Source organism: Halorubrum coriense DSM 10284, from assembly GCF_000337035.1.
In the GTDB taxonomy this organism is placed as follows: domain Archaea; phylum Halobacteriota; class Halobacteria; order Halobacteriales; family Haloferacaceae; genus Halorubrum; species Halorubrum coriense.
Genome location: NZ_AOJL01000039.1, coordinates 25,209 through 39,459 on the forward strand (window position 1 = coordinate 25,209; position 14,251 = coordinate 39,459).

Sequence of the window (14,251 nt, forward strand, 5' to 3'; positions counted from 1 at the left end):
CGCCGCGGAGCACCGGGGCCCCGGCGGCTCCGGAACACAAGAGAATTGACCGTCCCCGCGCGAGTGGGGGTATGACCGACTACTTCGAGGTCCACGAGCGCGACGGCGCCGCCCGCCTCGGGGAGGTCCGCCTCGCCGAGCCCGTTCCCACGCCGGCGCTCGCGGACCCGTTCCTCGACGACGCCGGGAGCCTCTGGGCCGCCGACCGGCGGGTCCCCGGCGGCGACGAGACCGCGCTGACGGTGCTTCCCCACCGGGCGTTCCCGGCCGGCACCCGCGACGAGGTCCGGGAGTCGTTCGCGGTCGACCACCCCGACGTCGAGTTCCCCTCGGCCGCGGTCGTCGACAGCCGGAGCGCCCGCGACCTCGGCGCCGACGCGTACCTCCTCTCCGACGCGCGGGGGTTCGTTGGCCACGGCGAGGCGTTCCGCGACGCGATCGTCCGCGCGAAGGCGGCGCTGCCGCCCGACGCCGCGCTCGGGCTCTCCGGCGTCGCGACCCCGCGGAACGTCGCCCTCCTCGCGTACGCCGGCGTCGACCTCGTCGACGCGACGCTCGCGCGGACGAAGGGGACGCAGGGGATGTACCTCACCGCCGACGCCGAGCACTTCCTCGAAGACCTTGACGAGCTGCCGTGCGCCTGCCCCGCCTGCGCGCAACCCCGGAGCGAGTTCACCCGCGCCGACTGCGCCGACCACAACGTCAACGCGCTCCGCGCCGAGCTCCGGCGCGTCCGCGAGCGGATCCGGAGCGGTCGCCTGCGCGACTACATCGAGGCGCAGGCCCGCCACGAGGGGTGGCTCACGGCGGCGTTCCGCGAGTTCGACGACCAGTGGGGGTACCTCGAAGCGCGGACGCCGCTCATGCGCGACGCCGAGGTGACGGCGGCGTCGGCGGAGACCCTCGACCGCGTCGAGATCCGGCGGTTCGCCGACCGCGTCACGAGCCGCTACCGGAACCGGTTCACCGACCAGCCGCTCGTGTTGGTCCCCTGCTCGGCGACGAAGCCGTACAGCGACTCGCAGAGCCACCGGCAGTTCCACGATGCGATCAAGTGGCGCGGCCACACCGTCTCGATGACCTCGCCGATCGGCGTGGTGCCCCAAGAGCTGGAGACGACCTACCCGGCGCAACACTACGACTCGGTCGTCACCGGCGACTGGAGCGAAGACGAAATCGAGTTCGTCGCGGAGGTCCTCCGGCGGTACCTCGAACGCAACGACTACTCGCGCGTCGTCGCGCACGTCCCCGAGGACGGCTACCGCGAGATCTGCGAGCGCGTCGAGCGCGACCCCGCGATCGACGTCGAGTTCGAGTACACCTGCGTCGACCACCCGACGACCGACGAGTCGCTCGGGGAGCTGAACGCCGCCCTCCAAGGCGAACCCGCCTACAGCAAGCGCGAGCGCGAACACAACACGGTCCGCGCCATCGCCGACTACCTGCTCGGCGACGGCGCGGGCGACGCCCTCTTCGGCGGACGCGGCGCGAGCGATGCCGGCGACGACGGCGACCGATACGGCGGCGAGGCCGACGTCCGCACCACCGGCCGCTACCCCAAGCTCCAGGTGTGGGGCGACGACCCCGACGCCGGCCGCGAGGGCGAGCCGGGCGAGCAGCTCGCGACGATGGTCCCGCAGTACGGAACCCTCTCGTTCACCCTCGCCGGCGCGCGCCGTTGGGTCGAGAGCGACGCCCCGACGAAGCGGGTCGAGATCGACTCGTTCGTCCCGCGCGGCTCCGTCCTCGCGCCCGGTGTCGTCGACGCGGACGACGGGATCCGCGTCGGCGACGAGGTCGTGATCGAGGGGCCGAAGGCGTTCGCGGTCGGCCGCGCGGCGATGTCCGGTCCGGAGATGGCGGGATCGACCCGCGGCGTCGCGGTCGAGGTCCGACACGGCGACGAGAAGTGACGACGGGTCTCTCGGAGCGCCCGGTTGCCGACGCGGGTCGGCGAGCGCGACGAACGTGGATCCGCATCCGCGCCGTCCCGTCGGTGACTGGGCGATACCGCGCTCCGAAAGCGTACTCACGCCCCCAGGGCGTCGGAGAGCTTGTTACCACCTTCGACGGCCATGAACACGGCGAGAACGCGCCACGCGAGCGCCGCGTCGGCGACGCCGGGGACCGCGAACGTCGCGATCACGAGCGCGACCGCCCCGAGGACTTCCGCGGTCCCGACGGCAGTAGCCGTTCCGTTCATCCGTATCGCCGGTGTTGGTGCCCGGGTCAATAGAGAATACCGGTCAGCCGGAGGGCAGCCCCGTCAGTCGTCGGCGGTCGCCTCGGGCCGGTACGCCTCGCTGATCTTCTTCCACTTGCCCGAGCGGAACCGGAGGTAGTTGATCGCGGCGGGGATCGTCGTTTCGGCCATGAACGCGAGGTAAAGTCCCCACAGCCCGATCGCCGGGAGCGCGACCTCGGGGATCGTGAACCCGACGAACGGGATTTCTATGAGCGGGGTCGCGAAGCCGACGAGCGGGACCTCTACCGCCGGGACCGTGAGGACCTCGGGAAACGTTATCGCCGGCGTCGCGTCGTGCGCACCGACGTACGCGAGGGGTATCGACACGCAGAACATCCCGAGGAACTGGCTCGCGAAGGGGATCTTGGTGTCGCCGGCGGCGTCCAAGGGACCGGCCGCGCCGCCGGAGACGCCTTGGAATATCACCGCGGCGCAGGCCGCGTACACGAGGTTGACGGCGATCGGTATCTCCGGGCTGTCGGGCGACTGGGCGAACAGCGAGACGATGTCGGTCGCGAATATCGTGATCAGCACCGCGGAGACGGCGTACGTCGCCACCGAGAAGCGGATGATGTCGCGGGCGTACGCCTCCGCCTCGTCGGGGCGCTCGACGCCGAGCTCCTGCCCGACGAGGCTGGAGGAGGCGAGGCCGAAGCCCCAGCCGGGCGTGTTCATGATCCCCCAGATGCGGCGGGCGATGACGAACGCGGCCACGGTGTCCTCGCCGAACACGTCGAGGATGGCGAGCATCGGGAACTCGGCGGCCGTCCAGACGAGGTTGCGCGCGCCGACCGGGACACCGATCTCGACGAGGTCGCGTAACATCCCGGGGTTCACGTACGAGCCGGTCGGGTCGATCGCGACCGGGAACTCGCCGATGAGGGGGGCGCTCCCGCGCACGAGCCCGACGGTGAACCCGGCGACCGCGAGCACGTTCGAGAGGACGGTGCCGACCGCGGCCCCCTCGACGCCCCAGCCGAAGCCGAAGATGAACAGCGCGCTGAGGACGATGTTCGCCAGCGCGCCGCCCGCGCGGACCTGCATCGCGGTGTAGGCGTCGTCACAGCCGACCAGGATCCGGCTCCCGACGAGGTTGAGCGCGGCGAACGGGACGCCCAGCCCGACGACGCGGAGGTAGTCGGAGCCGTAGGCGATCGCCGCCTCGTTGCTGCTTAACGCGTCGATGAACGCGGGGGCGAACAGCCAGAACGCCGCGCTGACCGGGAGCGTGATCGCCACCGCGAGGAGGACGCTGGAGCGCACCGCGTCCCCCAGTTCCTCGAACGCCTCGGCGCTGAACCGCTGGGAGACTAAGGCGATCGTGCCGCCGGCGACGCCGCCGCCGAACGCGAATGCGAGCCCCCAGTAGGGCCCCGCGAAGCCGACGCCGGCGACGGCGCTCGTGCCGACGGCAACGCCGACCATCGCGACGTCGACCGCGTTCTTCGACATCCGGGCGATCCCGGTGACGATCCGCGGCCACGCGAGGTCGGTGGTCCGGACCACCCGGTGACGGTCGATCAGCCCGACGCGCGCGAGGGCGAAGCCGATGTACAAGATCAGCAGCCGGAACGGGTTCGGGAGGCGAGAGAGCAGCGCGCGGAGAGAGTTCGGCAGGCGAGACACAGCGGATGCGCCCCTTTTCCGCTGGCGGCTAAAGGGGTTTCGTCACGCGGCAGACGGTTCCGGATCGGAGGCGGGTTCCGCGGTCGAATCGGCCCGCGATCAGGCCCCGGAGACGAGGTAGACGGCCGCGGCGGCGAAGACGATCCCGAGCCCCTTGCGGGCGGTGAACGACTCGCCGAGGAACAGGAAGCCGATCACCGAGGAGAAGACGAGGAACATCGCGAAGATGGGCGTCACGACGCTCACCGGACCGAGCGACAGCGAGCGGTACAGCGCGAGGATCCCGATCCCGAGGAAGAACCCCGCCGCGAGCACGTGCGCGAGCTTCGGCGACGCGAGGTGCGTGGTGAACCCCTGTCCGGTGTACGCGATCACGCCGATCGCCATGACGATGAGGAGCGTGTTCGAGACGACGACGGCGACGTCGCTCGGGATCGCGTTCGGACCGGTCGTGGCGACGCGCATCAGGGGGGAGACGAGCGCGTACGCGCCCATCGCGAGCAGCGCGTACGGGAGATACGTCGTGGCCGTAGCGTCCATACTCCGCGGTCGACGGCCGGCGTCAAGTGCCTGTCGACCCGGAATCGCCACCCCTCCGGCGATCGTGGGCGGCCAGAGCGGGGGACGGTCAGCGGTCGGTGCTGGGCACGCCGGACCGATCGACGGGAACGGAGACCGTCACGGTCGTCCCGCGAGGCTCCCGCTCGTCGAAGTCGATCCGCCCGCCGAGGTGGTCGACGCCCCACTTGACGATCCAGAGGCCGATCCCGCTACCGTGTCGCAGCGGCGTCTCGGTGCCGCGGTCCAACACGTCGTACTCGGCCGGGTCGATCCCCGGGCCGTCGTCGGCGACGGTGACGTCGACCCAGTCGTCCGCGACGGTCGCGTCGATCTGTACCCACGGCGACGCCCCGTCGTTGTGCCGGACCGCGTTCGAGCAGAGGTTCTTCAACACGACGCGCAACACGACCGAGACCGCGACCGCCGGCACCCGGCCGACCTCGACCCGAGCGTCGGGGTCGATCTCTCGCGCGTCGGCGACCGCCTCGTCGACGACGTCCGGGAGCGGCGACGACGCGTACTCTTCCGTCGGGTCGAACAGTTTCCCGGCGGTCCGGGTGCGTTCGCTGAGTTCGAGTATCCGCCCCGCGCTCCGGTCGATCACCGACAGGGCGCGCTCGTCGGTCGCGTCCGAGCGAAGCCGCTCCGCGTACCCCTGTATGAGGTTCGTCTCCGTCCGGACGTCGTGACGGAACACGCGGTTGAGCACGTTGAGCCGCTGCTGTTGCCCGAGGTACGCGCCCACGTCGTGGAAGGTGATGACCCGGGCGCTGGTGCGGTCGTGGTCGTCGACCACGTCCCGCACCGTCGCCTCGTACGGTCGCCGCCCGTCGCGGCCGACGATCGGGATCGCCCGGGGCTTGTCGCCGCCGTCGGCGAGGTCCCTGACCGCGTCGTACCGGGGGACCGCCGACGCCGCGGGTTGCCCGATGGCCGCGCGGCGGTCGATGCCGAACGTCTCGGCCGCGCTCTCGTTCAGATCGACGAGGTACCCCTCCGTCCCGACGACGAAGACGGGGTCGTGGAGCTGCTCGAAGACGAGCTGGCGCGCGCGCCGACGGGGCGCCGGCGCGAGCGTCAGCAGCCGGAACCGCGAGAGCGCGAGGAGGTACGCCACCCCGGAGATCACGAACACCAGCGGAGTCGGGTCGAGCCCGGGGATCGGAATCGCCCCGGTGATGTAGGCGACGCTGCCGGCCCACGGGGCCGCGGTCCCGACGAGCAGGGCCGCGCTCTGCCCCCGGAACGGCCTGGCGTCGTCGCGGATCAGCTGGAGCAGCGGGACCGACCCGACCGCGCCGAGGAGGTAGGTGTAGCCGGCGATGATGTAGTACAGCGGGCCGGGAACGACGTCGAGGAACGTCCCGACGGCGGTCTCGCGGACGACCCGTTCGGTGGCGAGGAGGTTCCCGGGGTCGCCGGCGGCGGCGACCGCGACCGTGGCGGCGGGGACGATGCAGACCGCGGCGACGGAGAAGGGGGTCACGTAGCGGTCGTAGCCCGTGTACGCCAGCGCGAAGAAGAGCCAGCCGACCGGGACGGCGACGACCCCGACCCACTGGACGTCGTACCACAGCGCCTTCGCCGGCAGCGTCGCCGCCTCGAGTTCGAAGACCAGGAACGTCGCCCACCACACCTGCCCGACGAGCAGCGCGGAGAGCCACGTCGCGCCCGGTTCCGGGCGCTCCCGCCACGCGAGTATCGCCGCCGCCAACCCGACGGTCACCGCGACGAGGAGGGCGACGGACAGTGGGCTCAGCGCGGCCATGCCGTTTTTTACGCACATTCGATTTATAACTCATCTGGTCGGATTATTCAATGTAAAAACCGGCCGCCGAGTCGCTCAGCGCCGGGACCGCCGCCGGTTCACGGGCCGATGGCGAGGAGCACCGCGCCGGCCACGAGGTAGCTACAGTCGGGCGCGACGCCGAGCGTCGAGCCGTCGAGTCGGTCCGCGAGCGCGGTGACGGTCACGGAGACGACGAGACCGGCGGCGAGCGCGGCGACGACGCCGCCCGACGCGGCGTCGGTCGCGACGACGGCGACGAGGAGTCCGCCGGCGACCGCGTCGACGCCGAACAGGATCCGGCGCGTCCCGGCGACGCCGTAGACGACGGGGAGCGTCGACACGCCCTGCGCGGCGTCGGTCGCGACGTCCCTCACGTTCGGAACCTCGACGTCGACGAACGAGCGGGCGGCGACGTACGCGAACAGCAGCGCGACGGTCGGCGCGTCGGTCGGGTCGACGGGGACGCCGGCGAACGCCATGGGCGCGGCGACGACCGCCACCGCCCACGCGAGCGCGACCGCCGCGGAGTTGAGGAGGAACACGTCCTTCAGCCGCGGGACGGAGACGCTCCCGGGCGGCGCGACGAGAGCGGCGACGGTCGGCAGCCAATCGGTGGCGTAGCCGACCCACACCGCGCCCGGGACGAGGACGAGCGCGAGCGCCGCCGGTCCCGCGCCGACCGCGAGCGCGACCGCGAGCCCGTAGCTCACCGCGGCGGCGAGCATGAGCTGGTCGCCGTAGCGCAACGCGATCCGCGCCCGTTGGGGGGTCGATCCGACGTCGCCCGCGGCGTCCGCGACGTGGTCCGCGGCGTACACCGAGAACGCGACGAGTCCCACCGCGACCGGCGCGGTCGACGCCGGCACGCCGAGCGCGGCCGTCGCGATCGCGACCTCGACGGCCGCGACGAGCGCGGTGAACGGAGCCCCCGCCGCGAACGCGGCGACCCGTCGGAGGGGTCCCGCGGCTGGGGTGGTCGTGTGCGAGCGAGACTGCTCTGCCGTGCCGTCCGGCGTCGACGGCCTGATCGGTTCGTTTGCCATAGAGACGTCCGCCGCCGGTCGGCGACGGACGTCCGTCATGGGGGATCGACCCGTATCTATCCACGCCACGTGGTGTTAATAAAACGCGAACGCTCGCGGTATCAGCCCCCCGGTCCGCCGACGGGGGACGCCTTCGGGGTTCAGTACGCTTTTGACCCGAGCGACCGATATCTCGCGTATGGACGGAACCTTCGATCACGTGATGATCCGCGTCGAGGACCTCGAAGAGAGCCTCGACTGGTACCAGACGCACCTGAACTACGAGGAGAAGGGCCGCTGGGAGGCCGACACGTTCACCAACGTCTTCCTCGGCCCCGAAGACGTCCACGAGGACGGCGCGCTCCTCGAACTCACGTACAACCACGACGGGCGGAGCTACGAGATCGGCGACGCGTGGGGCCACATCGCGGTCCGCGTCCCCGAGGACGCGCTTCAGGAGTCGTACGACCAGCTGATGGACGAGGGCGTCGAGGACTACCGCGACCCCGAGTCCTGCGGGAACCGTTACGCGTTCGTGAAGGACCCCGACGGCCACGAGATCGAGATCGTCAAGCGCGACCGCGGCGCGAAGTGGAGCATCGACCACACGATGGTCCGCGTCGAGGACGCCGACGAGGCGCTCGGCTACTGGGCCCGCAAGTTCGAGTACACCGAGTACCCCGGCCGCTGGGAGGCCGACACCTTCTCGAACTACTTCGTGGCCCCCGAGGACGCGCCGCCGGAGGCGATGAAGCTCGAACTCACCTACAACTACGACGGCCGCGAGTACACGATGGGCGACGGCTGGGGCCACGTCGCGGTGCGCGTCGACGACCTCGACGACGCCTGGGACGACCTCATGACCCGCGAAGCGCCGGACTACCGCGACCCCGAGTCCTGCGACCACAACTACGCGTTCACGAAGGATCAAGACGGCCACGAGGTCGAACTAGTCACGCGGAACTGATCGACCGGTCCGGACCGGATACCGACTGCGGCCGCCGTTTCGCTCCGCTCCACCCGATCAGTCCGCGGACTCGACGCCCGTGACCTCGAAGCGGGCACCGCCGGCATCGCTCTCGACGGCGCGCACCGACCACCCGTGGGCGTCGGCCACCTGTTCGACGATCCGCAGCCCGAACCCGGTCCCCGACTGCGTGGTCGAGTGGCCGGCGTCGAACACCTCCTCGCGGCGCGCCGGGTCGATCCCCGGCCCGTCGTCGGCCACGTAGAAGCCGTCCGGCAGGCTCCCGACCGTGACCGTCACGTCGTCGCCGCCGTGTTCGACGGCGTTCCGGATCAGGTTCTCCAACAGCTGCCTGAGCCGCCCCTCGTCCGCGACGATCATTCCCTCGGCCTCGGCGCGGAGCGTCGCCTCCCTCGTGTCGACGGTCCGTCGGCAGGAGCCGACGATCCGCCCCAGATCGACCGGCCCGGGGTCGGTCACGGGGTCGCCCTCGCGGGCGAGCGTGAGCAGGTCGCCTATCAGCGCCGCCATCCGGTCGTGGGCCCGCTCGACCGCGGCCAAGTGCTCGCTGTCGCACTCCTCACGGGCGAGTTCGGTCCGACCGCGGGCGACCTCGAGGGGGTTTCGGAGGTCGTGTGACACCACGCCCGCGAACTCCTCTAACCGGTCGTTCTGGCGCTCCAACTCGGCGGTCCGCTCGGCGAGCCGGCGCGTGCGCGCTTCGGCCTGGAACGCCGTCTCGGCCGCGGTCGCGAGGATGCCGGCGAGGTACTCGTCGACGCCGCCGAACACCCCCGGCTCCGTCTCGCCGATCGATATCGTCCCGTACTCGCCGATCGGAACGACGAGCAGGCTCCGGAGCGCCGTGTCGGCGTCGAGCGCGTCCGTCGCCCTGATGTCGTCGAACTTCCGCGGCTCGCCCGCCTCGAACGCCGCCCAGTTGAGGCTCCCGCCGTCCGGCGTGAACGTCTGGCGCTCCGGCAGCACCTCGGTCGCGGGGTCGGAGACCGCGACCGGCACCAGCCCGCCGGCCGCCTCGTCGTGGAGCCGGACCGTGACGATCGAGAACTCCAAGACGTCGGTCGCGGCCTCGACCGCCCGCTCGGCGATCTCCGCCCGCGACTCCGCCCGGACGAGGGTCCGGGTCGCGCCGTGGAGCCGCTCGACGCGGCTCTCCCGCTCGATCCGGTCGAGCGCCGCTTCGAGGTGGCCGGAGAGGATCTCCGCCACGAGGACGTCGGTGTCGGTGAACTCCCGCGGCTCGGGCGCGGAGACGACGAAGAGCCCGTGGTCGCCGATCGGGCGCAACACCAGGCTCTCCGCGGGCGAGGACTCGTCGAGCCGGCCCGACGACGAGAGTTCGTCGATGACGACCGAGTCCTCGTTCCGGAAGGCGTCCCACGCCAGCGCCGCGCGGGACCCGGGCGGCTCGTCGCGGTCGTACGACGGCTGCTCCTCGAACATCGCGGGGACCGACTCGCCGAGCGCGGCCGGCCGGAGGCAATCGCCGTCCGCCGACAGCAGGTGGATCCCGCTCAGTCCGGCGTCGATGAGGTCGTCGACCGCCTCCACCGCGAGGTCGGCCGCCTCGTCGGTGGTGCGGGTGTAGTTGAGCTCCCGGGTCCACTCCCGGAGTCGGGAGAGCGTCCGCTCGCGCTCCTTCCGCTCGGAGACGTCGCGCGTGGTGACGACGTACCCGTCGACCTCGTCCCTCCCGACCTCGTCGCTGCCGACGGACTCGAGCCAGCGGTAATCGCCGTCGGCCGTCCGGAACCGGTACTCGGCGGTCGGCGGCCCGTCGGCCTGGTCGGGATCGCCGAACGCCGCCTCGACAGCCGCCCGGTCTTCCGGGTGGACGTAGTCCAGCGACCGCTCGCCGAGCAGGTCCGTCGGGGCGTGGCCGGTCACGCGCTCGCAGGAGGGACTCAGATACCGGAACCGCCAGTCGCGCGACAGCACCGCGACCACGTCGCTCGCGTGTTCGATGAACGCCCGGTGTCGGTCGCGCTCGGTCTCGTTCCGCGCCACGACGACCACTCGCCGGTCGCCGTCGACGGTGAGCCTCTCGGCCCGCGCCGCGACCGGGACCTCGCGTCCGTCGGGGAGTCGGACCCGGAATCCGACCGCGGAACCGCCGTCCGGCCCCTCGCCGACCGAGAGCAGTCGATCGGTCGTCTCGTCGTCGCCTTCGGGTAACACGGTCTCGAACGACCGTCCCCCGAGCGACGCGGAGTCGCGCCCGACGAGCGACTCGGCCGCGCCGTTCGCGAATCGGATCACGCCGTCGGTGTCGAGCGACAGGATCGCGTCGGACGCGTGCTCCGCGATCGCGGCGATCTGGTCTCTCGTCCGGGCGGCTTCCCGCTCCGCTCGCCGCTTCTCGACGGCCTCGACGATCCGGTTCGCCAGCCGCTCGTACCGCTCCGTGCCGCCGCGCTTCTGGAGGTAGTCGGTGACGCCGGCGGAGATCGCCTCACTCGCGACCGCCTCGCTCCCCCGGCCGGTGAAGAGGATGAAGGGGAGGTCGGGGCGTCGCTCGCGGACCTCGTCGAGGAACTCGAGGCCGTCGCGTCCGGGCATCTCGTAGTCGGAGACGACGCACTCGACCTCGCGCTCCGATAGGACAGCGAGCCCGTCCGCCGCGTCGGCCGCCGTCTCGACCGCGATCCGGTCGACCTCGCGCTCCAAGTACGAGGCGGTGACCGCGCGCAGGTCCGGGTCGTCGTCGACGAGGAGGACCGGAATGCGGTCGGACATACGTCCCGAGTACCGACGAGCTGACTATAATGGTTGCGGCGGTGCTCGGCCGCCTCGACGCGGCGAACGCGAGCGCCGGACGCCGGCGTCACCCGGCGGGTGGCTCACCCGGCTCCGCCGGGGTCACTCGCCGCCCGCGGGTCGGAAGACGACCAGCCGCTCGTCGTCGGTGGCGCGCTCGCCCACCTCGACGGCGACCGCGTCTCCGACGTCGACGGCCGGCGGTCCGTCCGTCTCGTCGCCGTCGCGGACGATCCCCGTCAGCCGCGTGGGACCGAAGTCGACCACGGCGGTCGCGTACGGCGCGTCGTCGGCGAACCGCGGCGACGGGACGTGGACCACGCTGTACGTCTCGACGGTCCCCGCCTCGGCGAGCGGTTCCCGCGAGAGGTCCGGCGACCCGCACTCCGGACAGACCCGCCGCGGGGGGAGCGAGCCGTGCCCGGCCGGACAGACGAGAGCGAACCCCTCGCCGTCGGCCAGCGCGTCGAGCCACTCGGCGTGGTCGCGGTCGGCCGGCGGCGAGGCGTCCCCGCCGTCGTCGCTCATTCCGCCACCTCCAGCACGTGGACGACGGCGCTGGCGACGGTGCCGCCCGCGTTGTGGGCGACGCCGACCTCGGCGTCCGGGACGTGGCCGCTGTTGGGGTGATCGCCCCGGAGCAGGCGCGTCAGCTCCGCGATCTGGGATCCGCCGGTCGCGCCGACCGGGTGGCCCTTCGCCTTCAGCCCGCCCGAGAGGTTCACCGGGAGATCGCCGTCGGCGGTCGTGGTCCCCTCGCGGGCCGCGGCGATCCCCTCGCCCGGCTCGAACAGCCCCAGCGACTCCAGCGCCAACACCTCGGCGATGGTGAAACAGTCGTGGACCTCCGCGACATCGACGTCGCTCGCCCCGACCCCGGCGTCGGCGTAGGCCGCGTCGGCCGCGTCGTCGGCGGCGGGGGTCCGCGCGAGGTGTTCGCGGTCGCCGAGCGCCATCCGGTCGGTCCCCTGCCCGGTCCCGGTCACCGCGACCGAGGCGTCGAGGTCGTGTTCGGCCGCGTACTCTTCGGAGACCAGCACGAGCGCGCTCGCGCCGTCGGTTATCGGGCAGGCGTCGTAGAGGTGGAGCGGCTCCGCGACCGGCGGCGCGTCCAGCGCCTCCGCCACGGACACCTCCTCGCGGTACTGGGCGTACTCGTTGGACACGGCGTTGGCGTGGTTCTTCGACGCGACGTGCGCGAGGTCCTCGCGCGTCCCGCCGTACGCGTCGAAGTAGGCGTTCGCCATGAGCGCGTACGCCCCCGGGAACGTGACGCCCGCCCGCACCTCGAAGAGGTCGTCGGCGGCGATGGCGAGGCCCTCCGTCACCTCGTCGGTCGGGAGGTTCGTCATGCGCTCCATGCCGCCCGCGAGGACGACGTCGGCGTCGCCCGCCGCCACCGTCCGCACCGCCTCGCGGACCGCGACCCCGGCCGACGCGCACGCCGACTCGTAGCGCGTCGCCGGACAGCGGACCCCGGCGGCCTCCGCCATCAGCGGCGCTTGGTGGCCCTGATGCTCGGCGAGCGCGCCCATGAAGTTCCCGTAGTTCAGCTCCTCGACGTCGGACCGATCCACGGCGGCGTCCTCGAACGCCCGGAGCGCGGCCTCCGCGAACAGGTCGCGGCCGGTCCGCTCCGGGTGGCTGCCGAAGGGAGTGAGCCCGACCCCGGCGACGCGTACGTCTGTCATACACGAACGATGATCGGGGATGTGGTTTATCTCTGCCGAAAGCGAGGGGTCCCGATCGGTCGACGGGCGAGCGGCGCGTCGGCGAGGAGGAGCGAATCGCCGGCCGCCGTCGACGGTCCGTGCGCGCTCAGCCGATGTAGCGCAGGTCGTCGTCCGGCACCGCGGGGCCCTCCTGCATCTCGCGGATCTTGCCGACGACCTCCTCCATCTCCTCGGCGCGGTCCTCCAGGCTCTCGTAGTCGACGGACATCCCGAGAACGGCCTCCAGCGTCTCCAGCACGGCGCGCGCGCTTTTCGGGTCGACGAGGTAGCCGCTCGTCTCGCCCATCAGGCAGGCGGCGTCGAACCCGCGGCGGCCGCCGAGGCCGAGCACGAGTCCGGAGACGCCGACGATGCCGCCGGCCGGCTCGTCCGCGCGGAACTCGACGCCCGCCTCCTCCAAGTCCGCGGTGAGGTCGCCGTCGGAGACCGCGCCGAGGACGGTGTACTCCTCGACGAGTTCGCCCGTGGGGACGCCGCCGAGCGCGAACGCCCGCTCGGCGCCGAACTCCTCGGCGACGTCGAGGAACGTCGAGGTGAGCCGGTAGTGGCCCGCGTTCGACCCGGCCTGGTGGTCGCCGGTCAACACGAGCAGGTCCGCGCCGTCGGTCTCCACCGCGTGGAACTCGGCGCAGGTGAGCTCCGCGACCCCCCCCGTCGTCGACGTTCACCTGCGGCGGGAACTCCGTCGCGTACACCCGGCGGACCAGCTCCCCGTCGAACTCCTCCAACAGGTGTTCGGCCGCCAGCTTCCCCACGTGGCCGACGCCCGGCAGCCCCTCGATCAACACCGGGTCCTCCAGCTCCGGCGTCGCTACCTCGTCGATCTCGATATCCTCCATACCCTGTCCGTCCGGTCGGCGGTCACAAGAGCGTGGCTATTCGCGCGTCGGACCGCCCGCTCGAAAGGCAGGCGGCTACTCCGAGCGTCGCCGCGCCCGCCGCCGGTACTCGCCGTACGGGTCTTCCGGTCCGAACGGGGCCGGGGCGCTGTTCTCGGTCGGTCCGTCGCACTCGGGGCAGCGGTCGCCGAGCGAGTACACCGGCCGGTCGTGGGCGGTCTCCCAGTTCGCGCAGACGCGGATATCTGATTTCACGGATAAAAGGGTCGTGCGGTCGAGTCGGTCGCGGTTACTCGTCGTCTTCGCGCCGCTCGCGGTGGAACTCGCCCGCGCCGCCGGCCGCCTCGATCGACTCGCGGGCGCGCTCAGCGGCGGATTCGAGCTCCGACTCCGCCGTCTTGTAGTCCGGGGCGCGGACCTTGATGCGGTACTCGGGCGAGCCGACGTAGCCGACGTCGAGCTCGACGCCGTCCGGGACCTCGCCGTTCCCCTCTGCGGCGGCGAGCGCGTCGCGCACGTCGTCGACGCCGTCCGAGGCCGCCGACTCGAGGTCGACGTAGCCGGTCACGTCGACGTACGGCACGGAGACGTTGTCGCGGGCGGCCGTGACGACCGCGTCGACGGTGTCGGCGTCGACCTCGACGTCGTCGAGGGCCTCGTCGCCGCGGATCGCGGCGGCCTCGAAGGCGTC

At 72.1% G+C, this 14,251-nt stretch carries 11 protein-coding genes and 2 pseudogenes; 2 read left to right on the forward strand and 11 right to left on the reverse strand.

What is annotated here, in order from left to right; all coding sequences use genetic code 11:
* Window positions 1-71 precede the first annotated feature (71 nt).
* The gene (arcS, locus tag C464_RS10115) at window positions 72-1,913 is read left to right on the forward strand and encodes an archaeosine synthase subunit alpha (RefSeq protein ID WP_006113598.1); all 1,842 of its coding nucleotides are present in this window, start codon (window positions 72-74) and stop codon (window positions 1,911-1,913) included.
* Between the two features lie 116 nt (window positions 1,914-2,029).
* On the opposite strand, the gene C464_RS18960 is transcribed toward arcS, so the two are convergent.
* From C464_RS18960 to C464_RS10135, 5 genes are all read right to left on the reverse strand, one after another.
* Window positions 2,030-2,203 carry a hypothetical protein gene (locus C464_RS18960; RefSeq protein ID WP_161781675.1) on the reverse strand — a complete coding sequence of 58 codons (174 nt, stop codon included), beginning with the start codon at window positions 2,201-2,203 and terminating at the stop codon, window positions 2,030-2,032.
* 63 nt (window positions 2,204-2,266) lie between these two features.
* A complete protein-coding gene (locus tag C464_RS10120; RefSeq protein ID WP_006113599.1) occupies window positions 2,267-3,871 on the reverse strand; it encodes an MATE family efflux transporter in 1,605 nt (534 codons plus the stop codon).
* 99 nt (window positions 3,872-3,970) lie between these two features.
* Window positions 3,971-4,411, reverse strand: coding sequence for an EamA family transporter (locus C464_RS10125; protein WP_006113600.1), 441 nt, complete (start codon window positions 4,409-4,411; stop codon window positions 3,971-3,973).
* An 88-nt stretch (window positions 4,412-4,499) separates the two neighbouring features.
* On the reverse strand, window positions 4,500-6,200 hold the full coding sequence (locus C464_RS10130; protein WP_006113601.1) for a histidine kinase N-terminal 7TM domain-containing protein: 1,701 nt from the start codon (window positions 6,198-6,200) through the stop codon (window positions 4,500-4,502).
* A gap of 98 nt (window positions 6,201-6,298) precedes the next feature.
* On the reverse strand, window positions 6,299-7,264 hold the full coding sequence (locus C464_RS10135) for a UbiA prenyltransferase family protein (RefSeq protein WP_049911056.1): 966 nt from the start codon (window positions 7,262-7,264) through the stop codon (window positions 6,299-6,301).
* 178 nt (window positions 7,265-7,442) lie between these two features.
* Between C464_RS10135 and C464_RS10140 the strand changes: the two genes are divergently transcribed.
* Complete coding sequence (locus C464_RS10140) at window positions 7,443-8,210, forward strand: VOC family protein (protein ID WP_006113603.1); 768 nt, start codon at window positions 7,443-7,445, stop codon at window positions 8,208-8,210.
* 57 nt (window positions 8,211-8,267) lie between these two features.
* On the opposite strand, the gene C464_RS10145 is transcribed toward C464_RS10140, so the two are convergent.
* From C464_RS10145 to C464_RS10170, 6 genes and pseudogenes are all read right to left on the reverse strand, one after another.
* Entirely contained in the window at window positions 8,268-10,967 is a 2,700-nt protein-coding gene (locus C464_RS10145) for a hybrid sensor histidine kinase/response regulator (RefSeq protein WP_006113604.1), read from the reverse strand.
* A gap of 123 nt (window positions 10,968-11,090) precedes the next feature.
* Complete coding sequence (locus C464_RS10150; protein WP_006113605.1) at window positions 11,091-11,516, reverse strand: Zn-ribbon domain-containing OB-fold protein; 426 nt, start codon at window positions 11,514-11,516, stop codon at window positions 11,091-11,093.
* Window positions 11,513-12,679: a thiolase domain-containing protein gene (locus C464_RS10155; protein WP_006113606.1), complete on the reverse strand. Its 1,167-nt coding sequence runs from the start codon at window positions 12,677-12,679 to the stop codon at window positions 11,513-11,515. The genes C464_RS10150 and C464_RS10155 overlap by 4 nt, the downstream gene beginning before the upstream one ends.
* Before the next feature lie 127 nt (window positions 12,680-12,806).
* Window positions 12,807-13,560, reverse strand: a pseudogene (locus C464_RS10160) (proteasome assembly chaperone family protein).
* A gap of 75 nt (window positions 13,561-13,635) precedes the next feature.
* On the reverse strand, window positions 13,636-13,815 hold the full coding sequence (locus tag C464_RS10165; protein WP_006113608.1) for an RNA-protein complex protein Nop10: 180 nt from the start codon (window positions 13,813-13,815) through the stop codon (window positions 13,636-13,638).
* A 34-nt stretch (window positions 13,816-13,849) separates the two neighbouring features.
* Window positions 13,850-14,251: pseudogene (locus C464_RS10170) on the reverse strand (translation initiation factor IF-2 subunit alpha); the annotation flags it as partial.